At 63.1% G+C, this 24,053-nt stretch carries 23 protein-coding genes; 11 read left to right on the top strand and 12 right to left on the bottom strand.

What is annotated here, in order from left to right; translation table 11 throughout:
• The first annotated feature begins 312 nt into the window (after window positions 1–312).
• Window positions 313–1,260, top strand: coding sequence for an aldo/keto reductase (locus tag NKI01_RS18755; RefSeq protein ID WP_352641344.1), 948 nt, complete (start codon window positions 313–315; stop codon window positions 1,258–1,260).
• A 77-nt stretch (window positions 1,261–1,337) separates the two neighbouring features.
• Window positions 1,338–1,958, top strand: coding sequence for a LysE family translocator (locus NKI01_RS18750; RefSeq protein WP_352483509.1), 621 nt, complete (start codon window positions 1,338–1,340; stop codon window positions 1,956–1,958).
• A gap of 27 nt (window positions 1,959–1,985) precedes the next feature.
• On the opposite strand, the gene NKI01_RS18745 is transcribed toward NKI01_RS18750, so the two are convergent.
• The gene (locus tag NKI01_RS18745; protein WP_023721099.1) at window positions 1,986–2,786 is read right to left on the bottom strand and encodes a lysophospholipid acyltransferase family protein; all 801 of its coding nucleotides are present in this window, start codon (window positions 2,784–2,786) and stop codon (window positions 1,986–1,988) included.
• A 108-nt stretch (window positions 2,787–2,894) separates the two neighbouring features.
• Complete coding sequence (locus tag NKI01_RS18740) at window positions 2,895–3,803, bottom strand: LysR family transcriptional regulator (protein WP_352483510.1); 909 nt, start codon at window positions 3,801–3,803, stop codon at window positions 2,895–2,897.
• A gap of 134 nt (window positions 3,804–3,937) precedes the next feature.
• Here NKI01_RS18740 and NKI01_RS18735 point away from each other — a divergent pair, with 134 nt between their 5' ends.
• Complete coding sequence (locus NKI01_RS18735) at window positions 3,938–4,558, top strand: pyridoxamine 5'-phosphate oxidase family protein (RefSeq protein WP_352483511.1); 621 nt, start codon at window positions 3,938–3,940, stop codon at window positions 4,556–4,558.
• Window positions 4,559–4,574: 16 nt separating this feature from the next.
• On the opposite strand, the gene NKI01_RS18730 is transcribed toward NKI01_RS18735, so the two are convergent.
• The 3 genes from NKI01_RS18730 to ftsE all read right to left on the bottom strand — a co-directional run bounded on the left by NKI01_RS18730 (window position 4,575) and on the right by ftsE (window position 7,063).
• Window positions 4,575–5,339, bottom strand: coding sequence for a YdcF family protein (locus NKI01_RS18730; protein WP_352591134.1), 765 nt, complete (start codon window positions 5,337–5,339; stop codon window positions 4,575–4,577).
• Between the two features lie 88 nt (window positions 5,340–5,427).
• The gene (locus NKI01_RS18725) at window positions 5,428–6,411 is read right to left on the bottom strand and encodes a cell division protein FtsX (RefSeq protein WP_352909909.1); all 984 of its coding nucleotides are present in this window, start codon (window positions 6,409–6,411) and stop codon (window positions 5,428–5,430) included.
• Window positions 6,404–7,063, bottom strand: coding sequence for a cell division ATP-binding protein FtsE (gene ftsE, locus NKI01_RS18720; protein WP_023677923.1), 660 nt, complete (start codon window positions 7,061–7,063; stop codon window positions 6,404–6,406). Before ftsE ends, NKI01_RS18725 begins: the two co-directional genes overlap by 8 nt.
• A gap of 235 nt (window positions 7,064–7,298) precedes the next feature.
• On the opposite strand from ftsE, the gene NKI01_RS18715 reads away from it, so the two are divergent.
• From NKI01_RS18715 to NKI01_RS18705, 3 genes are all read left to right on the top strand, one after another.
• Complete coding sequence (locus tag NKI01_RS18715; RefSeq protein WP_352591131.1) at window positions 7,299–7,589, top strand: hypothetical protein; 291 nt, start codon at window positions 7,299–7,301, stop codon at window positions 7,587–7,589.
• A 179-nt stretch (window positions 7,590–7,768) separates the two neighbouring features.
• Window positions 7,769–8,311 (top strand): hypoxanthine phosphoribosyltransferase, encoded by a 543-nt coding sequence (hpt, locus tag NKI01_RS18710; RefSeq protein ID WP_023721145.1) that lies wholly within the window; start codon window positions 7,769–7,771, stop codon window positions 8,309–8,311.
• Between the two features lie 299 nt (window positions 8,312–8,610).
• A complete protein-coding gene (locus NKI01_RS18705; protein WP_023721093.1) occupies window positions 8,611–8,982 on the top strand; it encodes a response regulator in 372 nt (123 codons plus the stop codon).
• Window positions 8,983–9,000: 18 nt separating this feature from the next.
• Here NKI01_RS18705 and NKI01_RS18700 read toward each other — a convergent pair whose 3' ends face one another.
• Window positions 9,001–9,951, bottom strand: a complete 951-nt coding sequence (locus tag NKI01_RS18700; RefSeq protein WP_352483513.1) for a DMT family transporter — start codon at window positions 9,949–9,951, stop codon at window positions 9,001–9,003.
• 222 nt (window positions 9,952–10,173) lie between these two features.
• Between NKI01_RS18700 and NKI01_RS18695 the strand changes: the two genes are divergently transcribed.
• Window positions 10,174–11,031, top strand: a complete 858-nt coding sequence (locus NKI01_RS18695; RefSeq protein WP_023721091.1) for a LysR substrate-binding domain-containing protein — start codon at window positions 10,174–10,176, stop codon at window positions 11,029–11,031.
• A gap of 78 nt (window positions 11,032–11,109) precedes the next feature.
• Here the strand turns inward: NKI01_RS18695 and NKI01_RS18690 are convergent, their stop codons facing one another.
• A complete protein-coding gene (locus tag NKI01_RS18690; protein ID WP_352909912.1) occupies window positions 11,110–13,722 on the bottom strand; it encodes a TIGR02302 family protein in 2,613 nt (870 codons plus the stop codon).
• Between the two features lie 213 nt (window positions 13,723–13,935).
• Window positions 13,936–14,877 (bottom strand): threonine/serine dehydratase, encoded by a 942-nt coding sequence (locus NKI01_RS18685; RefSeq protein WP_352483515.1) that lies wholly within the window; start codon window positions 14,875–14,877, stop codon window positions 13,936–13,938.
• Window positions 14,878–14,939: 62 nt separating this feature from the next.
• Between NKI01_RS18685 and NKI01_RS18680 the strand changes: the two genes are divergently transcribed.
• Window positions 14,940–15,242, top strand: a complete 303-nt coding sequence (locus tag NKI01_RS18680) for an ArsR/SmtB family transcription factor (protein ID WP_352591125.1) — start codon at window positions 14,940–14,942, stop codon at window positions 15,240–15,242.
• Window positions 15,243–15,258: 16 nt separating this feature from the next.
• Here NKI01_RS18680 and lysA read toward each other — a convergent pair whose 3' ends face one another.
• The 3 genes from lysA to argH form a co-directional block, all read right to left on the bottom strand.
• Window positions 15,259–16,527: a diaminopimelate decarboxylase gene (gene lysA, locus NKI01_RS18675; RefSeq protein ID WP_352591122.1), complete on the bottom strand. Its 1,269-nt coding sequence runs from the start codon at window positions 16,525–16,527 to the stop codon at window positions 15,259–15,261.
• Between the two features lie 16 nt (window positions 16,528–16,543).
• Window positions 16,544–16,750, bottom strand: a complete 207-nt coding sequence (locus NKI01_RS18670) for a hypothetical protein (RefSeq protein ID WP_023677931.1) — start codon at window positions 16,748–16,750, stop codon at window positions 16,544–16,546.
• A gap of 70 nt (window positions 16,751–16,820) precedes the next feature.
• Window positions 16,821–18,221, bottom strand: coding sequence for an argininosuccinate lyase (gene argH / locus NKI01_RS18665; protein ID WP_352483518.1), 1,401 nt, complete (start codon window positions 18,219–18,221; stop codon window positions 16,821–16,823).
• Window positions 18,222–18,256: 35 nt separating this feature from the next.
• Between argH and tlpA the strand changes: the two genes are divergently transcribed.
• Complete coding sequence (tlpA, locus tag NKI01_RS18660; RefSeq protein ID WP_352483519.1) at window positions 18,257–18,940, top strand: thiol:disulfide interchange protein TlpA; 684 nt, start codon at window positions 18,257–18,259, stop codon at window positions 18,938–18,940.
• A gap of 2 nt (window positions 18,941–18,942) precedes the next feature.
• Here the strand turns inward: tlpA and NKI01_RS18655 are convergent, their stop codons facing one another.
• Window positions 18,943–21,375 carry a bifunctional diguanylate cyclase/phosphodiesterase gene (locus tag NKI01_RS18655; RefSeq protein ID WP_352909920.1) on the bottom strand — a complete coding sequence of 811 codons (2,433 nt, stop codon included), beginning with the start codon at window positions 21,373–21,375 and terminating at the stop codon, window positions 18,943–18,945.
• 293 nt (window positions 21,376–21,668) lie between these two features.
• On the opposite strand from NKI01_RS18655, the gene ugpB reads away from it, so the two are divergent.
• Window positions 21,669–22,979: a sn-glycerol-3-phosphate ABC transporter substrate-binding protein UgpB gene (ugpB, locus tag NKI01_RS18650; RefSeq protein WP_352591114.1), complete on the top strand. Its 1,311-nt coding sequence runs from the start codon at window positions 21,669–21,671 to the stop codon at window positions 22,977–22,979.
• A 185-nt stretch (window positions 22,980–23,164) separates the two neighbouring features.
• Window positions 23,165–24,049 (top strand): sn-glycerol-3-phosphate ABC transporter permease UgpA, encoded by an 885-nt coding sequence (gene ugpA / locus NKI01_RS18645; RefSeq protein ID WP_352483564.1) that lies wholly within the window; start codon window positions 23,165–23,167, stop codon window positions 24,047–24,049.
• Window positions 24,050–24,053 lie beyond the last annotated feature (4 nt).

The raw sequence follows: 24,053 nt of genomic DNA, 5'->3' as shown, positions 1-24,053 counted from the left end.
TCCATAACAAACGATCCGGGGCAAACAGTCTGGGCTTGGCCAGACCGTGCCGAAATTTGCGTCGGCGCCGCGGAACTTATGGCCAGCCGGCAAAGGCCAGAATTGGCAGATTTGACAATCTATGTGCTAAACTTGCCAATTTCCTCAGAGGGGCTGGTTTGGAAGCCGGACACGGCGCGGCGGGTCGCGGTTTTGTGAAGCGCCAGCGGGTTGGAAAAGAGGCTATGCGTTTGACGTTGCCATGGCGCGACATAGGTTAGCCCGGTCGGCGGCTCCCACCCGCCTCAGCATGAATCACCATGGAGATCAGCCTTGCAGAAACGTCGTCTCGGTCGCACCGACCTATCCATCGCGCCATTGGTTCTGGGCGGCAATGTGTTCGGCTGGACCGCCGATGAGAAAACCTCGTTCGACTTGCTCGACCGCTTTGTCGACGCCGGTCTCAACGCCATCGACACGGCCGATTCCTATTCGCGCTGGATTGCCGGCCACCAGGGCGGCGAATCCGAAACCATCATCGGCAAATGGATGAAGAGCCGCGGCAACCGCGACAGGGTTGTCGTCATCACCAAGGTCGGTTCGGACATGGGGCAGGGCAAAAGGGATCTGTCCGCCGCCTATATCGAAAAGGCCATTGATGCCTCGCTGAAGCGGCTGCAGGTCGATACCGTCGATCTCTATCTGTCGCACTGGCCCGACCCTGCGACCCCGTATGAGGAAACGCTCGGTGCTTACCAGAAACTGCTCGACAAGGGCAAAATCCGCTATGCCGGCGCTTCCAACCTCGACGCCGCCCAATTGCGCGCCGCACTCGACGTAGCAAGCCTGCGCGGCCTGCCGCGCTACGAGGTGCTGCAGCCGGAATACAACCTCTACGACCGCTCGTTCTTCGATGGTCCGCTGCGTGATCTGTGCGTGGCCGAGGACATCGGCGTCATCACCTATTTCAGCCTCGCCAAAGGGTTTTTGAGCGGCAAGTACCGCAGCGAAGCCGATCTCGGCAAAAGCCCGCGCGGCGGCGGTGTGAAAGGGTATCTCAACGCGCGTGGCATGCGCATTCTCTCAGCGCTCGACGCCGTGTCGGCCAGACATTCGGCCAAGCCGGCGGAAGCGGCGCTGGCCTGGATCATGGCGCGCGCCGGCGTCACCGCTCCGATCGCCAGCGCGACGACGCTCGGCCAGCTCGACAGCCTGGTGCGTGCGGCGTCGTTGCAGCTCAGTCCGGACGATATCGCCGAGCTCGACAAGGCCAGCGCATAGCCGCGCACGATCGTTCAAGACCCGCACCGCTGCCTTGCCTACCGTCCTACATCGTCACAGGAATGCAGGGACGCCGCATGGCCGGACAGGTTCTTCTCGATCAGCAGCTATGGCAGCAATTGCTGGCGCTTGTGCTAGCATCGGCCATCGTCATGGGCAGCCCGGGGCCGGCGACGATAAGCGTCACCGCGATCGGCGCCGCGTTCGGCCTGCGGGATTCGCTCCGCTATGCCTCGGGGATCGTTGTTGGCACGATCCTCGTGCTCGTGGTGGTGGCGACGGGCATCATGGCCGTTCTCGCCGCGTTGCCGAAGCTCGCGGCGCTGCTGGCGGTCGCCTCCGCAGCCTACATCCTTTACCTGGCGTTCAAGATAGCGACGGCGCCGCCACTGACGGCACGCGTCCGTGGAGCGGCGCTTCCCACTTTCCTTGGCGGGTTTCTTCTGGCTGTTGCCAACCCGAAAGCCTATGTGGCGATTGCCGCCGTGTTCGCCGGCGCGTCTTCCGGCGCCGGCGGTCTCGGTATTTCAGCCAAGCTGGGGGTTCTCACCTTGATGATCGTTGCCATTCATCTCTTGTGGCTTCTCGCCGGCGCAGCCTTTGCACGTTTGCTGCGCAAACCGCTGGCGTCGCGGATCATCAATCTGGTGTTTGCCGTGACGCTGGTTGCAACAGCCGCCCTGGCTGCCCTGCCGTGAGCCCTTGTGGCATCTGAGGCCGTTGCCTCAGCCTTTCAATTCAGGTTTCGCGTCCAGCTCACCAAGCCTTTTCACCGCAGTCGGCGGCATCGGCGGCGGGTTCGGCGTTTGCGACGCCTCGACGAGGAGCTGGTCGCAGGCGGCCTCCGTCTCGCCGATCAGCCGTTGCATGAATTCGTCCTTGCCGAGGCCGGGCGGGATCGGCGACAGGAAGCGCGCCTTGATCGTGCCGGGATAGCGCAGGAATTTGCGGCGCGGCCAATAGAGGCCGGCGACGTGAGCGACCGGCACCACCGGAATGCCAAGTTGCGCATAGAGTTCGACGATGCCGTATTTGTAGACCGGCTCGTCGCCCGGCGCCCGGCGCGTGCCCTCGGGATAGATGATGAGCTGGCGGGGATTGCGCGCCAATTCCTGTTTGGTCGCGGCGATCACCATCTTCAATGCCTTCGAGCGGCTGCCGCGGTCGACCGGAATCATCCGCATCTTCAAGATGTACCAGCCGAAGAACGGGATCCAGGTCAGCTCCCGCTTCAATATGTAAACGGGATCGTCGAGGAACGGCAGGAAAGCGATCGTGTCCCAGAAGGACTGGTGCTTCGGCGCCAGGATGAAGGAGCCTTCAGGCAGGTTCTCCTGGCCGGTGATCTCGCTTCTGGTGCCGGCGATCTTGTCGTAGAGCCACATGCTGGTGCGCGACCAGAATTTCGGCACGAACCAGGCGCGGTGGCGCGGCGACAGGAAATAATACGGGGTCCAGAGGATCATCTGGACGATCAGATTGAGGTAAAAGGCGAGATTGAACGCCAGCGAGCGGAAATAGAGCATACAGCAAGTGCCCGGTGAGGAGGTGTGCGTTGGTTACACCAAGCGCCGGCAAAAAGGAAACGGTGCGAGGCCGGCGATCGGCCCGGTTTTGCGGTAGGCCGTCTTTCGTCACGCCTGCCACGCCGCCTGCAGCAGGCGCTGCTTCAGGCGTGGGGCGGCGAAGTCGAGGAACGCGCGCAGCTTCACCGGCAGCAGGCCCTGGCCGGCATGGACGAGGCTCACCGGCCATGGTTCGGGCTCGAACTCCTGCAGCACGGGGCGCAGCGTACCCGACCGAACCGCGGCGGCGATCTGGTAGGAAAGCAGCCTCGTCACGCCGACGCCAGCAATCGCCGCATCGATTGCCGCCTCAGCGGTGTTGACCCGTAACCTGGAGCGGACCGGTACGGTGAATTCGGCCTTGCCGGTGGCGAAACTCCAGGCGGAGGCGTTGAGCCCTTCGAAGGTGATCGCACTGTGTGCCGCAAGCTCCTGCGGCTTTTTCGGCGTGCCGTGCTCGGCGAGATAGGCCGGGCTCGCGCAAACGACGCGGCGGATCGAACCGAGGCGGATGGCGACCAGGCTCGAATCGGCAAGGGCGCCGATGCGGATGGCGAGATCGATGTGCTCTTCGACCAACTGGGTTATCCGGTCGGCGAGTGTCAGCCGCACACTTACGTCGGGGTAGGCGGCGAGAAAGGCGGTGACGACCGGCAGCACATGCAAGCGGCCGAAGACGATCGGCGCGGTGACGATCAGTTCGCCGGTCGGGGCGCTGTACTCGCCGGCGGCTATTCGCTCGGCCTCGCCGACCTCGTCGAGAATGCGACGACAGGCGGCGAGATAGGCGTGGCCGGCATCGGTCAGCGACAGCTGCCGCGCCGAGCGGTTCAACAGCCGTGTCTTCAGGTGCCTTTCCAGGTCCGAAACCTTGCGGCTGACCGTCGTCAGCGGAATGCCGAAGCGACGCCCGGCAGCCGAAAGGCTGCCTGTCTCCGCCGCGGCAACGAAAAGCGACATGGAGTGGAGGCGATCCATAACTTTCCCGAAAAAATTGGCCCTTCCGAAGAATGGAAGGACGCATCGCAGATATGGCATCTGCTTCTCGAAGATGGAAGTATCTACTTTTCGGTGAGTAATGCAGCGTAGCTCGGCAGTTGAGGAGGGTCTTCATGAACGCTCACACCAGCGATGTTGCCTTCACACCGACGGTGAAGGCGATCCAAGCCCGCAAGGGCTCGCGCCAGGCCTATGCCCGTGTTGAGGAGCGTGGTGGCTGGCAGGCGGCAATCACGCCCGATCTCGCCGCCTTCATCGAGGCGCAGACCAGCGTCTTCCTGTCGACCGCCAATGCTGACGGGCAGCCTTACATCCAGCATCGCGGCGGGCCTGCCGGTTTCCTCAAGGTGCTCGACGAACGGACGATCGGCTTTGCCGATTTTTCCGGCAACAGGCAGTTCATCACCCAAGGCAATCTCAGCGACAACCCACAGGCTTTCCTGTTCCTCATCGATTATGCCCACCGGCAGCGCATCAAGATCTGGGGCACAGCGCAGGTCGTCGAGGGCGATGCCGAACTGATGGCAAAGCTGGTGCCGCAAGACTACAAAGCGCGACCCGAACAGGTCATCCTGTTTACCGTTTCTGCCTGGGATTCCAATTGCTCACAGCACATCCCGCAGCGTTTCGAAGCGGCCGATGTGGCGGCGGCTCTGGCCGAACGCGACAGGCGTATAGAACGGCTCGAGCAGGAGATCGCGCGCTTGCGCTCGGGTGCAACAGCCAGGGAATAAAAACTGCCGGTGCCGTTCAGTTTCCGCCCGCGGCGTCGGCCAGCGTGACGCTGTTGGGCGGTTGCTTCACCGGCATGATGCCACGCGCCAGCGCCAGCAGGTATTTGCTGTATTCGGTGAACAGCACGCGCAGCGCTTCCGGCTTGGTCAGCCAGCCGCCATTCCCAAGGTTGGTGTTGACCACCGGATAGGGTTCAAGCCTGGCGCCGTGCAGCAGCCGTCCCATTTCCAGCAGGCTGCGCGGCATGTGATAATTGTTGGTGACGAGGATGACGGTGCCGTAGGCGTGGTCCTCGACCCATTTGGCGCTTTCCTCGGCATTGCCGATCGTGTCGAGCGCGGCGCGGTCGATGTCGACGCAGCAGGAAAACAGCCTCTTGTCGCCGCCGGTCGCGGCCTGAAGCTGGCGGCGGCTGGCGGAGGGATGGACGCCGCTGATCAGCAGCCGCTCGCCCTTGCCTGACGCAAGCAGCCCCATTGCGGCGTCGAGGCGCGACTGACCGCCGGTCAGCACGATGATAGCGTCGGCCCTTGCCGGATTGGCGGGCGTCGTCAGACGGCTGACGGTGTTGGCGAACCAGCCGAAGCCGGCGACAAACAGCGCCACAAGGGCGAGCAGAACGAGGGCCGAAAGTCGCAAGGAGCGGGCTGCCAGCAGCCGCCCGTGTGTGGCGAATTGATCCGGCTTGGCAAATTCATCAGGCCCGGCGAATTCATGCGGACGCGCAACCAGCACTGGCATGCACCCAGCGGTATCGGTCGAGTCCCGAACGTCCATCATGAAATGGTTAATCCCGAAATACGGCCTTTGGTAGGAAAAAAATGCAATTTTCGTGACGATGCGTTTTCATCCGTGATCGATCTTTCCTTTAGCCGGCGTCCGGCTGGCGAATGTCGATGTCGCTGAGATAGGTAACCACGGTGAAATGGGAGGTTGCCGCGGTCAGCGCGCCGATCACCAGCACCATGACAGCGACCCCGAGATAGCCTGCGGAGCCGATGGCGAAATTGCCGAACAGGGCGGTCGCCTGGTCGGCCTGCGGCGTCGCCATATTGCGTGACGACCACCAGGAGAAGACGATGAAGACGAGTATTGCCGCGGCGCCGCCTGCCGCGGCGCCCTTCATGCCGGTGACCAGAAAATGCCGGCGGAATTCGCGCGCGATGAAGCGCGCCTCGGCGCCGACGAAATGCAGCACCTCGATGATGTGGCCGTTGCCGGCCATGGCGCCGCGTGTCGCGAACACCACGGTCAGCACCGTCGCCGACAGCATCAGCGCCAGCACTGCGATACCGATCGTTACCGTGGTGCGGGCCATGGCAACCAGCCGGTCGACCCAGGTGCGATGATCGTCGAGCGAGGCGCTCGGCAGCTTCGGCGTGATCGCCGCGCGCAGTGCGGCGAAATCGGGCGGACTGTTCTCGTCGATGGTGATGATGATCAGACGCGGCACCGGCAGCTCATCGATGTTCAGGCCCGAGCCCAACCAAGGCTCGAGCAGCCGGGCCGTCGCTTCGCGGTCGACGATCCTGGCGCTTTTCACGCCGGGGAATTCGCCGGCGATCTGCGAGGCCAGCGCAAGTGCGGCCTCCATGTCGAGGCCGTCGACCGGCTTGATCTGGATGGTCGCCTCGCGCGAGATCTGGTTCTCCCAGACCGAGGCGGTGTCACGCACCAGCGTGACTGCGCCAAACGTCAGGCAGGACAGAAAGGTCATGATGGCGATGACCAGCACCAGCGCCCGGCCGGCGATGTTCTGCGCCGGCACGATCGGCGCCATCTTGCGCTGGACGCGGGGCTGGGCCGCCGCGGCGTCGTGACCCTCGAAGTGTTCGACGGAGAGCTCAGTCATAGATGTCCAGCCTTCCGCCGGCCAGGATCATGCGCCGTGCGTCGACCTGTTCCATCAGGCCGAGGTCGTGCGTGGCGATCACCACGGCAGTGCCCAGCCGGTTGAGCTCGATGAACAGCCGCAGCAAGCGTCGTGCCAGCGGTGGATCGACATTGCCGGTCGGCTCATCGGCGAGCAGGATCTCGGGCTGCTCGATCAACGCACGGGCGATCGCGGCGCGCTGCTTCTCGCCGCCAGACAGCACCGGCGGCAGCACATGCATGCGTTCGCCGAGGCCGACCCATTTCAGCAGCTCGGTGACGTCGGTGCGGTAGGTCGCCTCCTCGCGGCCGCGCACGCGCAGCGGCAAGGCCACGTTCTCGTAGGTGGTCATATGGTCGAGCAGGCGAAAATCCTGGAACACCACCCCGATGCGGCGCCTCAGATGCGGCAATTCGGTGCGCGAGATGCGCGAGCGGTCCTTGCCGAAGATGGTGATCAGGCCGCGCGTCGGCTTCAGCGACATGAACAAAAGCCGCAGCAACGTCGTCTTGCCGGCGCCTGAAGGTCCGCTCAGGAACTGAAAGGAGCGCTCCGGAATGTGCAAGGAGATGTCGCGGAGGATCTCCGGACCCATGCCATAGCGGAGGCCGACATTTTCGAAGCGGATCACTTTCGACGACCTGAAATTCTCGGCGGCAAGATGCCAGCCCTTTCTGTGGAAAGACCATCGGCCGGCATGGTTAACCGACGGTTAATTTGGGGGCTTTTCAAACGAGTCACAGGGGTTCCGGTGGGGAAGCGTTAACCATTTCCGTTTACCCAAAGAAACGAACAGCGAACAGGTGCCGTAGTGTTGGGCCACGATGGCTGAGGATCGAACCGCGCGCCCGGTTTCCGGCGAAATCATGACCGATGCGGCCGCCGAGCCGGAACGCATCATGCGCGACGTGACCGCCGACGTCATCGATGCCGATTATGAGGTGCTGCCCCGCCATTTTACGCGTCCAGACTTTGCGCCGCCGCCTGCGCGCACGATTTCCGCCCCTTCGATCGAAGGCATGGACATGTTGCGCAAGCCGGAAACCGCCGTCGAACGGCCGTTATGGGTGCACGGTGGGCCGATCTTCTGGATTGCCGGCGTCGGTGCCGCCTTGGCCGCCTTCTGGATTTCGGGCGGCCATGCGCTGGTTCGTTAGAACGGCGCCAGAAAATCAACAGGTCACCAGATAAACGATTTGCGACGCGCAGGGGACGGTTCGCGGGCGCCCTGCCAAAGATTTGGCCTTGCCAGACGGCTCGACATGCCTAGAAACGGGTTGAAGACCGTTTTCGGTCAGCTTCGCCTACAAGGCGATCATTTCTGGAAAGGCGGCCAATGCCAGTTGTGCGCGGCAAGGACATCGAAGTCCTGTTTTCGGCGTCCGCCATCGCGCGGCGGAATCTGGAACTTGCCAAGGAGATTGCCGGGCACGACTACCACGACCTTCTGGTAATCTCGGTGCTGAAGGGATCATTCATCTTCGCCGCCGATCTTATCCGTGCCATGCACGATGTCGGCCTGTCGCCGGAGGTTGAGTTCATCTTCATCTCGAGCTATGGCGCCGGGACAACCAGCGGTGAGGTGAGGGTGCTGCGCGACATCGACAACGAGGTCGCCGGCCGCGATGTGCTTCTCATCGACGACATCCTCGAATCCGGCAAGACGCTGAGCTTCACCCGTGACCTCATGCTGTCGCGCGGCGCGAGGAGCTGTGCCATCGCCGTGCTGCTCGACAAGCGCATGCGCCGCCAGACCACGCTCAACGCCGACTATGTCGGCTTCGACTGCCCCGATTATTTCGTCGTCGGTTATGGCATGGACGTCGCCCACGCGTTTCGCGAATTGCCGTTCGTCGGCATGGTCAAGGGCGACGCTTGAGGCCTTTTTGATAATTCTACTCCGGCGGACACCTGACGCAGTGTTCTGCGCTTCCTGCAGCGCAGCGCGTCCTTTGGACGCGCAAAGGACGCTGTAGCACTTTTGATTTTGCGCATGATGCTTTCCGAAATCGAAACCGAGTTCGGGATCAAGCGCGAAGCTCCCGGACTCGAACGTCCGCTCCCCTCCGGTTCTCGAAAACCACGCCATCTGACTCGCCGGAGCGAATTCTGAAAAGGCCTCATCGACACTCAGCGCCTTCAGGAAACATCAACTTTTCCTCGCCAAATATCCTGCCCATGGCAAAGCTCTTGATCGTTGAGGACGATGAATCCGTCCGCACCCTCGCCGCCCGTGCGCTCGAACGCGCCGGGCATAATGTCACTATTGCCGCCGACGGCGCGCACGGTCTTTCTCTGATCCGGGCGGCGCAAGGGGGCTACGACCTTGTGCTGTCCGACATCCGCATGCCGGAGATGGACGGCATCGAGATGGCCAAGGCGGCAGCGGCGCTGTTCCCGGCGATGAAGATCATGCTGATGACCGGCTTTGCCGATCAGCGCGAGCGCGCCGAGGAATTGGACGGCGTTATTCTCGATGTCGTGCAAAAGCCGTTCACGCTGGCTGAAATTCGCGCCCGCGTCGAACAGGCGCTCGCCTGTTTCGCCTAAAGCCCAAGGCCGACCCCTTCACGCAGGGTCGCAGGTCGCAGCGATGGCTGGCGCGCCGCTCCGGCGCCGGCTGGCATTGAGCGCAAACAGGCCGGCGCCGATGATGAGGGCTGCGCCGGCCGCCGTCGCCGGTCGCGGCACTTCGGCAAAGAACAGAAAACCCCATAGCGGCGACCAGATGATACCGGTGTATTCGAAGGTGGCGACGCTGTTGGCGGGCGCCAACCGGTAGGCCTGCGACAACAGGATCATGCCGGCCGAGGCAACGAAGCCGCATGCCCCCATCTTCAGCAGATCCGACGTCGTCGGCCAGACCCATGGCCGGACTAGGAATTCGAGGCTCGGATGCACGGCATGGTCGATGTCTGCCAGCCAAAACAGCCCCGCCACCAGGGCAGCACCGGCCAGATAGGCGCCGTTCTGGTAAAACGCCATAACGGTCGAGGATTCGGTGTCGCCGATCTTGCGTGCCATCAGTTGCGAAAAACCGTAGAGCAGAGCCGAGCCTAGCGACAGCAGCGCCGCCCAGTCGAACACGCCGGCACCCGGGCGCGCCATCACCAGCACGCCGAGCATGCCGACCAGGACGGTGGCGAGCGCCTGCCAGGACACGCGTTCGCCGAGATACGGGCCGGCCAGCGCCATGATGAACAGTGGCGCCATGAAATAGAGCGCCACCGCGTCGGCCAGCGGCAGGGCGGCGATTGCCAGATAGTAGGCCGTGTAGGAGGTGAACTGGATGAAGGCGCGCATCGTCAACATGCCGAACCGCTTCGACTGGATCGCCTGCAATCCGACGTCGGCGTGGACGAGGAAAACCAGGATCGGCAGGGCGACGATCGAGCGGATCGCCATCACCTCGGTGACGGGATAGCGGCTCGACACCGCCTTGACCAGCGGGTCCTGCAGTGAAAAGACCAACACGCCGAGACAGAGGCTGAGGATGCCGAGCACAAGCCGATTCTGCATGGGCGCTCCGGTCTCCTGCGCGCCGGCCGGAAGCAGGCCTGCATCCGGGTAAAAAGAACCCGCCACCGTTTCGGGCAGCGGGTACGAGTGAGGACTTTTGATTGGTCCGCGGCCGATTTCGCGGCCGCATATCCAATGGGTGAGGCGACTATCGTCCGCCGTTTGACATGTTGCAAACGAATTGGAATGATGCCAGCAATCAGATTTTCTTATGGCGGGCACATGCGACCCAATCTCGACAGCGACCTCTTGCGCACCTTCGTCGCGGTCGCCGACACCGGCAATTTCACCAAGGCGGCGGAGCGGGCCGGCCGCACCCAGTCGGCGGTCTCGATGCAGATGAAGAAGCTCGAAAGCATGGTCGGCGACAGCCTGTTCGAGCGCGGCTCGCGTGGTGTGGCGCTGACGCGGCGCGGCGGCGAGCTCATCGCCAACGCCAGGCGCATCGTTTCGCTGCTCGACGAGACGGCGGCATCGATGGTCGCGGCGCCGCTTGGCGGGCCGGTGCGCATCGGTATCCCGGAGGAATATGGCCACGCGATCCTGTCGCGCGCGCTCGGTGCCTTTGCCAAGCGCCATCCTCAGGTCGACATCACCGTCCGCTACGCGCATTCCGGTGCGCAGATCGCGGCGCTCGCCGCCGGCGAGCTCGATCTGGCGGTGGTGTTCGAATGGCAGGATCTCTCGGGCGGTGAGGTGCTGATGCATGATCCGACCGTATGGGTGACGTCGGAGCTGCATCACATGCATGAGGACCGGCCGGTGCCGATCGCGCTCTACAACCGCGCCGGCTGGTGCAAGGATTTCGCGATAAAGTCGCTGGAACAGCGCGGTCTCGCCTATCGTGTCGCCTACACCAGCGATACCAATGGCGGCCTGCGGCTCGCCGTCACCTCCGGGCTGGCGATTGCGCCGATCTCGCGCAGCAACATTCCGGCCGGCTGCCGCGAACTTACGGCCGCCGACGGCTTCGGCGACATCGATTCCTCGAACGTAGTGCTGCGGCGCAATCCGAACGCTTCCGGCGAGGCGATCGACGGCATGGAAGAGGCGATCCGCGAGGCGTTCACCAACCGTTAAACACGTCGCTCGGTCCGGCGATAGCTGCCACCACGGAGGACCGCGCACGGCGATCTTCCAAAAATGTAGAGTGCAGCCTTACTTCAGCTCCAGCAACCGCTCCAGATAGCTGCGCTCGATATCGGGGCTGAGCGCGTTGCCGAGCCGCTTGCGGATTGCCTCGAGGATCTGGCGGGCGCGCTGCACGTCGATCTCGTCAGGCACTCTCACCGAACTTCCGTCATCGGGACCCTCGCTGGTGCGGGGCCGCCCGAGCGGGTCACGGTCGGCATTCTGCTGGCGTCCGCCCTGCCCGTTGCCGCCCTGGTCGCCTTGCATCGCTTGCAATTGCTTCATCATATCCTTGGCGCCCCTGCGCAAGGCTTCCAATGCGCGGCCCTGGTGGCCGACGGCTTGGTCGCCCTCGCCCTCGCCGAGCGCCTGTTCGGCATTGCCCATGGATTTGCCGGCTTCGCCAAACCCCTCATTGGGGTCGAGGCCCATGCCTTCGAGGCCCTTCCTCAATTGATCGAGCTCGCTCTGCAGCTTGCCCTGGCCTTCCTGCAATTGCTTCAGCGCATCGGCAAATTCCTGCGGCGTCATCGGCTTCGGCCGGCCGAGCGGATCGCGGTCGTCGCCCGGGCTGGGCTTGCCCCCTTCGCCCATCGGGCCTTGCTCACCGTTCTCGCCGAGTTGCTCGTCGCGGTTCTGCCCGCGCTGTTGCTGGCCGCGCTGCATCTGGTCCATACGGAATGTGTCGTTCATCATCTCCTGCTGGCGCCGCATGATCTCGCCCAGCTTGTCCATCTGCTGGCGCATCTCGCTATCCTGCTGGCCGCCTTGCTGCTGGCGGCCTGCCTGCAGATTGTTCATCATGTCCTGCAGCTCCGACAGCAATTGCTGCGCCTGGTCGCGATTGCCGGATTTCGCCAGGTTCTCGATTTGGTCCATCATGCGGTCGATGTCGCTCTGGCGCAGTTCCTGGCCGTTTTGCTGCATCTGTGGCGCATTCGGATTCTGCTGCGCCCGCGCCGCGAATTCCTGCAGGAACTGGTTCATCGCCTCGCGCAGTTCCTTCATCGCCTTCTCGATCTCTTGGTCGCTGGCGCCGTTCTTGATCGCATCCTGCAGCGCCTGCTGCGCCTGGCGCAGCCGCTTCTCGGCCGCCGACAGATTGCCTTCCTCGATGCCGAGCGCGATCTCCCAGAGGTAAGCGACCTCGTCGCGCAACTGGTCGTCGCTGTCGGCCATCTTCAGCCGGGTGCGGGCGCTCATGATGGCGAGGTAGTGCGCCATATTGTCGAACGTGTCTTCCGGCCTGAGCGTGATCGCATCCATCAGGTCGAGCACGCGGTCCTTGGCATAGGCATCGAGCGCCAGTATGCGGCGCTGCTCGACCACGGCCCGCGCCAAGGGGTTGGAGAATGGCCGCTCCGGCATCACCAGCGTCTTGGTTTCGCTGGTCGCCGTGTGTCCGGCGCCGTCGGTAGCGACAAGCGACAGCTTGACGTTGCCACCGGCCCAGACATGGTCGGTCAGATCCTTCGTCGTTTTGGCGGCATTGGCCTTGCCGCCGCGGCGCGGCAACGTCAGCGGCATTTCCGGCGGCCCATAGAGCGGATGCGCGTTGGGCACCTGCGGATCGGCCAATGCGAAAACCGCCTTGGCGGAGGCCGCGCCATAGTCGTCGTCGATCTGGTAGTTGAGCTCGAAGGCGCCGTTGACGGCGCGTTTCGGCTCACCGACAAAGCGGATCTGCGGCGGCTTGTCGGGGATTATGGCGAAGGCCCAGCGGCCGAGCTCGCCGTCGCCGGATTGCAGCGTCAGCATGCCGTCGGCCGTCAACTTGCCGCTGAACTGGCGCACGGTGGAAGGCGTTGCAGTATTTGCCTCTGGCTTGGCTTGCGGCCCGGTCGGATCGATGGCGCGGGTGTTGCCGCCGGCGTCGGCGTAGTTCAGCGTTTCCTCGCCCGAACCGCCCGTGACGCGCAGCGACACGTCGCTGCCTTCCGGAACGGTGAAGGTCGGCGCCGCTTGATTGGCATTGTTGGCAAGGACAGGGGCGTTGAGGAATACTGGTGGCCTGCCGGTATAGGCCGGTGGCGTCACCCAGGCATCAATGCGCGGCGGCACGACGTCGCGCGCGGCACGGGCAACAAACCCGTCAGTCAGCTTGCCGCCCGACGGCCCGAAGGAGAAGGCAAAGGCGGTGACCAACAAAAGCGCCGCAACGGCGCGCAACGCCCACGGGTCATGCTCGGGGACGCGCGTGCGCGGCACGTCGCCGCCAAGCTCGCCCAGCCGGTCGGCCATGCGCCGCTGATGCTCGCGCCACAGGGCTCGCGAAAAAATGCTTTCCTTGCCGCTCGGGCGATCGGTCTGGACCTGCACCGGGCTGTGCAGCAACCGGTTGGCCGCCTCGATGCGGCGGTCGACCTCGACACTGGATGGCGTGCGGAAGAAACGCAATGGATAGAGTGCGGCAAGCGCTGCGACGCCGAATGCCGTGATGAGACCGATTCGCGCCAAATCGGGCAAAAGCGGGAACAGACCGAGCCACGAGATACTGAGAAACAGGCTGGCGACGATGATCAGCGGCAGCAGCAACGGCCAGCCGCGCTCGACGATTATTGACACCTGCGTCGCCAGCCGGCTCAAGGCAAGGCGCCCGGCCAGGCTGCGATCGCTGGTGAAGATGGGTCGTTGCGTCATCGGCCCTTCCTGGCCGGGCGGGATAGCCCGGACCTCACGAGTCTATCGCATGGACCCGAAAAGTCGATTTTTCGGGAAGCACGATGCGAAGACCCAAAATCTTAGCGCATACTTCGTGCATTCAGCGGGCTGCACGTCGCTCTAAGGATACCAACAAACACGGCGAAGGCGAGGCGGTTCCCCAAAACGTGAACAATAATGCCCCGGATATTGTCAAAATTTCGCTGGATTGGCGTTTGCGCCGCAGACCAGAACGGCAACGCGCTCGCCCACAGCCGGCCTGTAGCGGCCGGACAGGAGCGCCGCGAAGGCGGCCGCACCGCCCGGCTCGGAGATGATTCGCACATGATCCCACAGCGCCGCCTGGGCGGCGATAATGTCGCCGTCGCCGACCAGGATCGAGCGCTCGACGAACGCCTCAGCGATAGGAAACATCATTTCGCCGACGCGCTTCGGCGCGAGCGAATCGGCGGCGATGCCCTCGGTCGGAGCATCGACAGGCCGGCCCGCCTCGAAAGCGCGGTGTAGCGTCGGCGCACCCTCCGGCTCGACGGCAATGATCCTGATGCGGCCGGAAAACCAAGCGGCGATGCCGCCGATCAAGCCGCCGCCGCCGACAGCGACCAGCAGCGTGTCGAGCTTCGGCAGGTCGGCCTCGATCTCGAGGCCCAGCGTGCCTTGCCCGACCAGCGTCTCCTCCTGGTTGAAGGCGTGGATCTGCAGCGCGCCGGATTTTTCGGCGAAGCTCTCGCTGGCGGCCAGCGCCTCGGCATAACGGGCGCCGCCGACGATCAGCTCGGCGCCATAGCCGCGGATGCGGTCCAGCTTGGCCGGCGGGCTCACTTCGGGAACAAAGATGGTCGCCTTATGGCCGAGCCGCATGGCGGCATAGGCGACCGCGGCGCCGTGGTTGCCGCCCGATGCGGCGACGACGCCAACTGCGGGAACCGGCCGTTCGAGGAGATTGGTGAACGCGCCACGCGCCTTGAACGAGCCGGAATGCTGCAGGCATTCGAGCTTCAGGTCGACAGGCAGAGGCGGGCGGTCGAAATCGGCCATGTCGACGCGCAGCACCGGCGTGTGGCGCACGAAGGGCCGGATGCGGGGTTCCATCGCCGCAATGCGCTCGCGGGTGATCGTGTGGCCATGCAGCATGCTTCACTCCCAGAGTTGCCATTCAGAGTTGACATTACTTAGTAACTTGGCAAAGTGCCTAAATGCAAGAGGTCGACGTCTTCAAAGCGATTGCCAGCGAGCGCAGACTGCAGATCCTCGATTGGCTCAAGGACCCGCGCGCGCATTTTCCGCCGCAGGCGGACGGTGATCTGGTCGAGGACGGGGTCTGCGCGCTGCTGATCGCGGAAAAGCTGGGGATCACGCAGGCGACGCTCAGCGAGCATATGCGCGTGCTCACCCAGGCAAGGCTTTTGCGCAGCAAGCGTATCAAGCAGTGGATATTCTATCGCCGGAACGAGGACAGGATCGCCGAGGCCAGGGCGCTCATCCAGCACCGGCTGTAGCGCTGCAAGGTATCTCTCAGGTCAACCAATCAGGCACCGAATCCAGCCCGATCAATTCGTCATAGGTCTGGCGCGGGCGCACGATGTGGAAGCGGTCGCCGTCGACCAGCACTTCCGGCACCAGCGGCCTGGTGTTGTAGGTGCCGGCCTGGACGGCGCCATAGGCGCCGGCGGTGGCGACAGCGATCAGGTCGCCGGCTTTCAGCCTGGGCAGGTCACGGTCGAGCCCGAGATAGTCGCCGGTCTCGCAGACCGGGCCGACGACGTCGACCTTCATGCGCGGTGCCGCGACCGGCTGCTGCACCACCGGCCTGATGTCGTGGAAGGCGTCGTAAAGGGTCGGCCGGATCAGATCGTTCATCGCGGCGTCGACGACGAGGAAGTTCTTGGCGTCGCCCTCTTTCACGAAGATGACCTCCGAGACCAGGATGCCGGCATTGCCGACGATCAGCCGGCCCGGCTCGAACATCACTTTCAGCCCGAGCTTGGCGACATGCTTACTGACGATCTGGGCATAGGCTTCGGGCAAAGGCGGCGGGTTGTTGTCGACGCGGTAGGGAATGCCGAGGCCACCACCGACATCGATATGCTCAATGGCATGCCCGTCGGCACGCAACGCGCCGACCAGTTCCACCAGCAGCGCGAAGGCGTCGTCGAAGGGCTGCAATTCGGTGATCTGGCTGCCGATATGGGTATCTATGCCGGTGATCCTGATGCCCGGCAACTCAGCCGCGCGGGCATAAACCTTCCGCGCCTGCTGCCAGGGAATGCCGAACTTGTTCTCGGCCTTCCCAGTCGAAATCTTCTTGTGCGTCCTGGCGTCGACATCCGGGTTGATGCGCAGCGAGATCGGCGCGATCTTGCCCAGCGCGGTGGCGCGGGCCGACAGCAGCTCCAGCTCCGGTTCGGATTCGACGTTGAAACAGAGAATGCCGGCCGAGAGCGCAAAATCCATTTCGCGCGCGGTCTTGCCGACGCCTGAAAACAGGATCTTGCTTGCCGGAATGCCGGCAGCCAAAGCGCGGCGCAGTTCGCCTTCCGAGACCACGTCGGCGCCGGCGCCAAGCCTTGCCAGCACCTTCAGCACAGCCTGGTTGGAATTCGCCTTCATGGCATAGCAGACGAGCGCGTCGAGCCCGGCAAAAGCTTCGGCAAAGACGCGAAAATGCCTGGTCAGCGTCGCCGTCGAATAGCAATAAAACGGCGTGCCGACACTGGCGGCGATATCTGATATCGCCACGTCCTCGGCATGCAGTACGCCGTCGCGGTAGTCGAAATGGTTCACGAGATCGGTCCGAAAATCAGAGCAGCGGGTCGAGGATGAATTTCTTGTCCTCGACAGGTTTTTCCGGCTCCGGCGGCAAAGGTTGCTTGGCCTTCTCGGCGTCCTTGCGCGCCTGCACGGCTGCCGCGTAGGGCGTATCGAGCGCAGCCTTCCTGCCGCAGGCCGCAACGGTCGCCATCGCCGCTAGCAGCGTCAGCGTCACCAAAATCCTGCTTCCGGTCATCGCGTCATCCGTCCGAAACTGTTGCCCGCAGCGCTTCTATCCGAGTTTTGCGGCCATTGCACCCCGCGTCTTACGCCTTGGCGAGCCGCTTTTTCCAGTAGCGGATCTGCTTGCGCACCTCGGACGGCGCGGTGCCGCCGAAGCTTGTGCGGCTCCTTACAGAATTCTGCACGGCCAGAACCGAAAACACGTCGGCGCTGATACCGGGGTGAATGGACTGCAAATCCTGCAGCGAAAGCCTGTCGAGCCCGACCTTCTTGTCCTCGGCCAGCGCCACCGCCCGGCCAGTGATATGGTGCGCCTCGCGGAACGGCAGGCCGAGCGTGCGTACCAGCCAGTCGGCGAGGTCGGTCGCAGTCGAATAGCCGGCGCCCGCCGCCTTTTTCATCGCGGCAGTGTTCACCGTCATGTCGCGCATCATGCCGGTCATCGCCGCCAGCATCAGGTCGAGCGTCTCTGCCGCGTCGAAGACGGATTCCTTGTCTTCCTGCATGTCCTTGCCATAGGTCAGCGGCATGCCCTTCATTACCGTCAGCAGGCCGACCAGATGGCCGGTGACACGGCCTGTCTTGCCGCGCACCAGTTCGGCGGCGTCGGGGTTCTTCTTCTGCGGCATGATCGACGAACCCGTCGAGAAGCTATCCGACAGCCTGACGAAACCGAATTGCGGCGTCGACCAGATGATGATCTCTTCGGCCAGCCGCGACAGATGTGTCGCACAGATCGCCGCCAGCCCCAAGAATTCCAGCGCGAAATCGCGGTCCGAAACGCTGTCGAGCGAATTGCGCATCGGTTCGCGAAAACCAAGCGCCGTTGCCGTCTGGTGCCGGTCGATCGGAAAGCTGGTGCCGGCGAGGGCGGCCGCACCGAGCGGGCTTTCGTCCATCCGCTCGATCGCGTCGCGGACGCGCGACAGGTCGCGCGCAAACATCTCGACATAGGCCATGCAGTGGTGGCCGAAGGTCACCGGCTGCGCCGCTTGCATGTGGGTAAAGCCCGGCATCACCGTTGCCGCATGCTCCTCGGCCCGGGCGAGGAACGCTGTGATCAGGCCTTTCAGCGCCTCGGCGACACGAAAGCACTCGTCTTTGACCCAGAGCCTGAGGTCGACCGCCACCTGGTCGTTGCGCGAGCGGGCAGTGTGCAGGCGGCCGGCGGCAGGGCCGATCAAATCGGCGAGGCGGGCCTCGACATTCATGTGGATGTCTTCCAGCCTGGTCGAGAACTCGAATGTGCCGGCCCCGATCTCTGCCAGGATCGTGTTCAGCCCGTGACTGATTTTTTCTTGATCGGCCGCCGAAATAATGCCCGTTTGCGCCAGCATCTCGCTATGGGCGATCGAGCCGCGAATGTCCTGGGCATAGAGTTTGCGGTCGAACGAGATCGACGCGTTGATCGCTTCCATGATTGCGGCCGGACCCGAGGCAAAACGTCCGCCCCACATCTGGTTGCTGGCCTTCTTGTCGCTCATCGCTATAACCCGTGCTCCGGAGCAGTTTTTGAAAAATGGCAGACGGCAATAGATTTTTCCCGGCTTTGCGTCTCATCCTCGCCGCTTTGGTTGCGGGCGTGCTGGCCGGCGCGGTCGCGGTATATGTCAGGGAAAGCGGTTCTGGCAACAACGCGCCCGCGCAAGTGGCCGCCGGCGGCGGCAAGGACGACGTCGCCTGCGCCGCCAGGACCGACCATGCCAAGAAGATCGCCGCGGCCGCTACCGGTCAAGTCGCCGCGCTTTTGCCGGCGGATCCGCCGCAATCGCTGAAAAGCCTCGCCTTCAACGGCCCCGACGGCAAGCCGACGACGATCGCCGATCATGCCGGCAAGACGGTGCTGCTCAATCTGTGGGCAACATGGTGCGCACCTTGCCGCGCCGAAATGCCGGCGCTCGATGCACTGCAGAAGGAGATGGGCAGCGACGCGTTTCAGGTTGTTGCAGTCAACGTCGATGCCGGCGACGATACCAAGCCGAAGAAGTTCCTCGAGGACACCGGCGTCAAGGCGCTCGGCTATTATCGCGATGCCACCATGGCACTGTTCAACGACGTCAAGACGCGCGGCCTGGCGCTCGGTCTGCCGGTCACCATGCTGATCGATGGGCAAGGCTGCCTGATCGCCCATATGAACGGCCCGGCCGAATGGTCAGGGCCGGATGCCAAGCGTCTGGTCGAGGCAGCGCTTCAGCCGGGATAGGCTCAGACCGTGCGCAGGCGCGGCTTGAGCACGGCGATGCTTGCGCCGCGCCGGCTGGCGGTGCGGACTGCCGGAGCCGTGACGCCCGTCAACTCGCCGAATGTCTCGATCGGAGCCGGTTTGCCGAGGTAATAGCCTTGCCCGATCTCGCAAGCCTCGGCGTCAAGGAACTGCAATTCGCCCGGCGTCTCGATGCCCTCCGCCAGGACCGGCAGGCCGAGACCGCGTCCAAGCCCCAGCACGGCGCGGACGATCGCCGCGAACTGGCCGTTCTTGTCGACCGATTTGATGAACGACCCGTCGATCTTGATCTTGTCGAAGGGAAAGGCGCTAAGGTTGGACAGCGAAGAATAGCCGGTGCCAAAATCGTCCATCGCCACATGCACGCCAAGCGCCTTGACCTGCCTCAAGGTTGCCAATGCGCGGGGCATGTCCTTCACCAGGGCCGTTTCGGTGATCTCCAGTTCGAGCCTGCCGGGTGCGAGGCCGGATCTCGACAGTGCGTCGTGCACCTTGCGGCTGAAGTTCGGATTGTGAAGCTGCACGGCGGAGACGTTGACGGCGACCATCAGCGGATTCGTCCAGCGAACAGCATCGTTACAAGCCGTCGTCAGCACCCAGTCGCCGATCTGCGCGATGGCGCCACTGTCCTCGGCCACGGGGATGAAAACGGCCGGGGAAATGTCGCCCCGCTCCGGATGCTGCCAACGGACCAGGGCTTCGAAGCCGATCATCTTGCCGCTGCGGATTTCCTTCTGCGGCTGGTAGACGAGGTGGAACTCCTTGCGGGCGATCGCCTGGCGCAGTTCATGCTCCATCACGCGCTTGTCACGGGCGGCGGTGCCCATGGCTATCTCGAAAAAACGATAGGTGTCCCTGCCCTCGGTCTTGGCGCGATGGAGTGCCGTGTCGGCATGGCCGATCAGGCCGGCCTGATCTTCGGCATCCAGCGGAAAGAAGGCGATGCCGATGCTGGCCGAAACAAGGCCGGAGCCGACTGAAACCCTGTTTTCCTCCCGGATCGCCGCCAGCAAGTCCTCGGCTATGCGGCCTGCGGCCAGGGGGTCGGGGAGGTTCGGAGCTAAGACGGCAAACTCGTCGCCGCCGAGACGCGCGAGCATCTGTCCGTGGCGCGGAATGCCGGAAATGCAGTGCGCCAGCTTCTGCAGCATGGCGTCACCGGCGCTGTGGCCGTAGAGGTCGTTGACTTGCTTGAATCGGTCGAGGTCAAGCAGCAGGAGCGCCAGATATCCATCCTTGCTGCCACGCTCCATCGAAGCGATTTCTGCTTCGAGCCGGGAAGAAAAGCTCCGCCGATTGGCAAGCCCGGTAAGTGGATCGAAATGCGCGAGACGGAGGATCTCTTCTTCCGCCTTCTTGCGCTCACGGATGTCGCGAACGGCAAGCACCGTATGAGGCCTGCCGCAGTAGGCGATCTTCCTGGCGATCAGCTCGACAGGAATTCTCGTGCCGTCGCTGCCCCTCAATTTCGTTTCTTGTGCCTGTTCGCCGAAGCCGGATACATCGGCTGCGCTCTGTCCATCGAACAGCTCGCCGAGTTGCATCGTGTTCAGGGTGGCTGTCGCCGTGCCCGTCAGTTTCGCCATGCTGTCATTGGCGCTGACTATGCGTGTGCCATCGCAAACGATCAGCCCTTCGACCGCGGCATTGGCGAGATCGTGCATGCGATCCGCCTCGAGCCTCTGCCGGCGAAAGCGCAGGTCGATCCACAGCGCGGCGCCTGACAGCACAAGGATTACCAGGCTGGCGACCGCTGCGGCAAAGGCCTGGGAAATGGGCTCGATGGAATGTTCGGATATTTCAATCGAGGAATCCGGAATGATCGACACCGCGGCCATCGCGATGAAATGCAAGCTGCAAATCGCCAGCGTCAAAAGCGCGGCGCCGCCGACAGTCGCTAGCGCCGACGGGCGGCGCAAGACGACAAGGAGCGCCAGTGCCGCGAGCGTCCCGCCGGCCAGAAGCGATATCGCGACAAGGAGCAGGTTCCATACGATCCGGCCCTCGACCTCGAACGCCGCCATGCCGATGTAGTGCATCGTCGCGATGGCACCACCGAGAATGGCACCGCCAACGAGGAAATGGTCGATGCCGCGGCGCAAGGTGGCAACCCACATCCCGAGCGCGGTCAGGATGACGGCGGCGGCAAGCGAAAAGGCGGATAATCCCGGATTATATGCGTTTGGTATTCCCGGCGTAAACGCAGTCATGGCGATGAAATGCGTCGCCCATATGCCGAACCCGGTCGAAGTTGCGGCGATCATTAGCCAGACAAGCCGGTTTCGATTGGTCGATCGGCCGACGTGCTTAAGGAGATTTACTGCAGAGAAGCAAGAAATGCCGCAGACGAGGGCGGCAAGTGCGACCAGTCTCAGGTCGTGCTGACTTACAATACAATTATAGACCGTCAGCATCCTGGGTTCACTCGGTCTGCCAAATAACAGGGGAGGTGTGACTGATTAGCTCTTGGAGATTTTAACGAATGGTTAACCCGCGGGCCATGAGGCGGGCCTTTTCGGGGGAAAACCGATGCGCTCCGCCGAGAAGGCGGTGATGTAGTTCCTGGCGACGCTTTCGGTAGCGAGCGCACTTTAGCCGGAAGCGATGTTCATTGACCCGCAACAAAACCGTTGTCCGATTGTCATCAGCGCCACATATTGGCTTTGCGAGAGTGCCCCTTTCGCCAATGACAAACGGGAGATGAAACATGAAGTTCTTCGGCTTCGCGGCCGGTGTTGCCGCCACCTTGACCCTGCTTTCCACCACCTCCGCCTTCGCCGTCACGCAGATCAGCTGGTGGCACGCCATGACCGGCGCCAACGCCGAGGTCGTCGCCAAGATCTCCAAGGATTTCAACGCCAGCCAGAGCGACTATGAGCTCGTTCCGGTGTTCAAGGGCACCTATCCGGAGACGCTGAATGCCGGCATCGCCGCTTTCCGCGCCGGCCAGGCGCCCGATATCCTCCAGGTGTTCGACGTCGGCACCGGCGTGATGATGGCGGCCGAGGGTGCGATCAAGCCGGCGGCCGATGTGCTGACCAGTGCCGGGATGACCTTTGACAAGAGCCAGTATCTGCCCGGCATCGTCGGCTATTATTCGAAGCCGGACGGCACCATGCTGTCGTTCCCTTACAACTCCTCGTCGCCGATCCTCTACTACAACAAGGACATTTTCCAGAAGGCGGGCCTCGACGTGAACAGCCCGCCCCAGACCTGGAACGAGGTGTGGGAAGCTGCCAGGAAGATCAAGACGAGCGGCGCCGCCCCTTGCGGCTATACCTCGACCTGGCTGACCTGGATCCATCTGGAGAATTTCGCGGCGTGGAATGACGTGCCTTGGGCCACTCAGCAGAACGGCCTGGCCGGCGGCGATGTCGAACTCAAGATCAATGCGCCGATTTTCGTCAACCACTTCCAGGCACTCGCGGACCTAGCCAAGGACGGCACGTTCAAGTATGGCGGGCGCACCTCCGAAGCCAAGCAGATATTCCTCGCCGGCGAATGCGGCATCTTCACCGAATCGTCGGGCGGCCTCGGCGATATCGTCAAGTCCGGCATGAACTATGGCATCGGCCAGCTTCCCTACGATAGCGACGCCAAGGGCGCACCACAGAACACCACGCCGGGCGGTGCCAGCCTGTGGGTGTTCGGCAACAAGTCGGACGAGGAATATAAGGGTGTTGCCGCCTTCTTTGCCTATCTGTCCAAGACCGATGTGCAGGAATATCTGCACCAGAAGTCGGGATACCTGCCTGTGACGCTCGCCGCGTATGAGGCGACCAAGAAATCAGGCTTCTATGACAAAAACCCCGGCCGCGAGACACCCATCCTGCAGATGACGGGCAAGGCGCCGACCGACAACTCGAAGGGCGTGCGCCTGCCGAATCTGCCGCAGGTGCGTGATATTCAGAATGAGGAGTTGGAGAAGCTGCTGGCCGGCCAGCAAACCGCCCAGCAGGCGCTCGACAATGCGGTCACACGCGGCAACGCCGCGATCAAGGAAGCGCTGGAGAACTGACGAGATTATCTCGGTTAAAGCGCGTCGCGTTTGAATGGCCACATGCGACGCGCTTTAAGCTCTTGTTCTTATGCATGTCGTTATCTCAAAACCGCTGCGCACTTTTGGGCGACATGCATTAGTCGGTTGGAATATCGCCCACGCGAGCTCGCGTGGGCGATACCTGGATAGCGAGGGAAATCAGCCTGTCTCCACGCGTCGTATTTCCCAACAAGATCCTGCCGTACCTGCTGGTGGCGCCACAACTCGCCATCACCCTGGTTTTCTTCTACTGGCCGGCCGGTCAGGCGCTTTACCAGTCGATGCTCAGGCAAGACCCGTTCGGGCTGAAGAGCAGGTTTGTCTGGTTTGCCAATTTCCGGAAGGTGCTGGCCGATCCGGCCTACCTCAACTCGATCAAGGTCACCGTGGTGTTCTCGCTTGCGACCGCGATCGTTGCCATGGTTGTGGCCCTGCTGCTCGCGGTCATGGCCGAGAAGGCCGTGCGCGGCAAAGGCCTCTACCGCACACTGTTGATATGGCCTTATGCCGTCGCGCCGGCGATTGCCGGCATGCTGTGGCTTTTCTTGTTCAATCCTTCGATCGGCTCGTTGGCCTATTTGCTGAGAAGCCTCGGCATCGCATGGGACCCGCTGCTCAACGGCACCCACGCCATGATCCTGCTGGTGTCGGCGGCTGCCTGGAAGCAGATCAGTTACAATTTCCTGTTCTTCGTCGCCGGCCTGCAGGCGGTGCCGAAAACGCTGATCGAGGCGGCGGCCATGGATGGCGCCGGCGAGACCAAGCGCTTCTGGACCATCGTCTTCCCGCTGCTTGCGCCGACAACCTTTTTCCTGCTGGTCGTCAACACCGTCTATGCCCTGTTCGACACGTTCGGCATCGTTCATGCCGTCACCGGCGGCGGCCCGGGCAAGACGACCGAGACGCTGGTCTACAAGGTCTACAATGACGGCTTCGTCAATCTGATCCTGGGTGACTCGGCGGCGCAGTCGGTCATCCTGATGGCCATCGTCATCGCGCTCACAGCCATCCAGTTCCGCTATGTGGAACGCAAAGTCCATTACGGCTGAGGGC

This window comes from Mesorhizobium sp. M0815, assembly GCF_040319995.1.
Taxonomy (GTDB): Bacteria; Pseudomonadota; Alphaproteobacteria; order Rhizobiales; family Rhizobiaceae; genus Mesorhizobium.
This window is presented reverse-complemented; position numbering and strand designations above follow the sequence as displayed.

Bases quoted from the DNA above. Each gene is read 5' to 3' on its own strand.
- NKI01_RS18750 (WP_352483509.1), top strand. From the start codon at position 1,338: ATGGCCGGACAGGTTCTTCTCGATCAGCAGCTATGGCAGCAATTGCTG.
- NKI01_RS18745 (WP_023721099.1), bottom strand. From the start codon at position 2,786: ATGCTCTATTTCCGCTCGCTGGCGTTCAATCTCGCCTTTTACCTCAAT.
- NKI01_RS18740 (WP_352483510.1), bottom strand. From the start codon at position 3,803: ATGGATCGCCTCCACTCCATGTCGCTTTTCGTTGCCGCGGCGGAGACA.
- NKI01_RS18735 (WP_352483511.1), top strand. From the start codon at position 3,938: ATGAACGCTCACACCAGCGATGTTGCCTTCACACCGACGGTGAAGGCG.
- NKI01_RS18730 (WP_352591134.1), bottom strand. From the start codon at position 5,339: ATGATGGACGTTCGGGACTCGACCGATACCGCTGGGTGCATGCCAGTG.
- NKI01_RS18725 (WP_352909909.1), bottom strand. From the start codon at position 6,411: ATGACTGAGCTCTCCGTCGAACACTTCGAGGGTCACGACGCCGCGGCG.
- NKI01_RS18715 (WP_352591131.1), top strand. From the start codon at position 7,299: ATGACCGATGCGGCCGCCGAGCCGGAACGCATCATGCGCGACGTGACC.
- hpt (WP_023721145.1), top strand. From the start codon at position 7,769: ATGCCAGTTGTGCGCGGCAAGGACATCGAAGTCCTGTTTTCGGCGTCC.
- NKI01_RS18705 (WP_023721093.1), top strand. From the start codon at position 8,611: ATGGCAAAGCTCTTGATCGTTGAGGACGATGAATCCGTCCGCACCCTC.
- NKI01_RS18700 (WP_352483513.1), bottom strand. From the start codon at position 9,951: ATGCAGAATCGGCTTGTGCTCGGCATCCTCAGCCTCTGTCTCGGCGTG.
- NKI01_RS18695 (WP_023721091.1), top strand. From the start codon at position 10,174: ATGCGACCCAATCTCGACAGCGACCTCTTGCGCACCTTCGTCGCGGTC.
- NKI01_RS18690 (WP_352909912.1), bottom strand. From the start codon at position 13,722: ATGACGCAACGACCCATCTTCACCAGCGATCGCAGCCTGGCCGGGCGC.
- NKI01_RS18685 (WP_352483515.1), bottom strand. From the start codon at position 14,877: ATGCTGCATGGCCACACGATCACCCGCGAGCGCATTGCGGCGATGGAA.
- NKI01_RS18680 (WP_352591125.1), top strand. From the start codon at position 14,940: ATGCAAGAGGTCGACGTCTTCAAAGCGATTGCCAGCGAGCGCAGACTG.
- NKI01_RS18670 (WP_023677931.1), bottom strand. From the start codon at position 16,750: ATGACCGGAAGCAGGATTTTGGTGACGCTGACGCTGCTAGCGGCGATG.
- argH (WP_352483518.1), bottom strand. From the start codon at position 18,221: ATGAGCGACAAGAAGGCCAGCAACCAGATGTGGGGCGGACGTTTTGCC.
- tlpA (WP_352483519.1), top strand. From the start codon at position 18,257: ATGGCAGACGGCAATAGATTTTTCCCGGCTTTGCGTCTCATCCTCGCC.
- NKI01_RS18655 (WP_352909920.1), bottom strand. From the start codon at position 21,375: ATGCTGACGGTCTATAATTGTATTGTAAGTCAGCACGACCTGAGACTG.
- ugpB (WP_352591114.1), top strand. From the start codon at position 21,669: ATGAAGTTCTTCGGCTTCGCGGCCGGTGTTGCCGCCACCTTGACCCTG.